Below are 1,226 nucleotides of genomic sequence, written 5' to 3' on the forward strand. Positions count from 1 at the left end.
TGTAGTAGCCACTACTTGATCTGACAGTTGTTACTTATCCGACATCATGCCTTTGCGCTAAATTTATTTCTTTCTCAACTACCTCTTGATTTATGGAGGCAGTTTGTGAAAGAAATAAATTTTCTCCTTGCTGGATAATCTTTTCTTTTGCTAAAGATATGGAATCCAAAAATGTTTGAAAAGGAGTTTTTCCAAAGCAAAACTTTCCTTGATGAGTTCTTTCTTTATTATAGATTTCTATCCACTGGTCTACATCTGTTTGCAACTCTTCAATGGATTTATAAATTTTCTTTCTAAAAGCTACCCAGAAAAATTCTTGCTGTAAAGTTTTATGGAAGCGTTCGCAGATTCCATTAGTTTGTGGACTTTTAGCCTTTGTTTTGGTATGAGATATGTCTTCAATGGTCAAATAGAGTTGATACTCATGATGTTCTCTCTTACCGCAGAATTCCGTACCTCTATCAGTTAGTATCCTTAATATAGGTAGTTTATATTGCTGAAAAAATGGAAGTACTTTATCATTAAGTATGTCTGCGGCTACAATAGCATTTTTACGGTCATATAGCTTTACAAAGGCCACTTTGGAATACGTATCTACAAAAGTTTGTGCGTAAATACGACCAATACCTTTAATGGTGCCAACATAATAGGTGTCCTGAGATCCTAAATAGCCTGGATGATGAGTTTCTATCTCACCATGAGCTTGCTTTTCTTCTTTAGCACGTTCTAATGCCTGAACTTGCTCCTCTGTCAATATCAAGCCGTCTTGTGCTACTTTGGCTTCTAGCGCTTTTAGACGCTTTTTCATGGTTTCTAAATCATGCCGAAGCCAAACACTCCGGACACCTCCTGGAGATACAAAAACACCTCGTTTTTTAAGTTCATTAGAAACTCGTAATTGACCATAAGCTGGTTGCTCAATAGCAAACTCAACAATACTTTGCTCAACTTCAGGACTTACCCTATTTTTAATAACTGGCTTTTTCCTAGATATTTCTTGAAGTGCTAACTCGCCTCCTTGTTCATAGAGCTCTTTAAAACGGTAAAAACTATCTCTACTATAGCCCATAACTTTACAAGCTTGAGAAACATTACCTAATTGTTTTGCTAACTCTAATAGTCCTAACTTTGGTTTGATGATTTTTTCTTCTGTGTTCATCTGACAAATATTTAAATTGATTTAAACTAAATTACTAAAATTGTCAGATTAAGTATTAACTATTACA

1 protein-coding gene is annotated in these 1,226 nt (G+C 34.9%); it reads right to left on the bottom strand.

The window, feature by feature from the left end:
• Positions 1-34: 34 nt before the first annotated feature.
• Complete coding sequence (locus J8281_RS18870; RefSeq protein WP_210199221.1) at positions 35-1,159, bottom strand: IS481 family transposase; 1,125 nt, start codon at positions 1,157-1,159, stop codon at positions 35-37.
• Positions 1,160-1,226 lie beyond the last annotated feature (67 nt).

The organism is Aquimarina sp. U1-2 (assembly GCF_017897595.1).
In the GTDB taxonomy this organism is placed as follows: domain Bacteria; phylum Bacteroidota; class Bacteroidia; order Flavobacteriales; family Flavobacteriaceae; genus Aquimarina.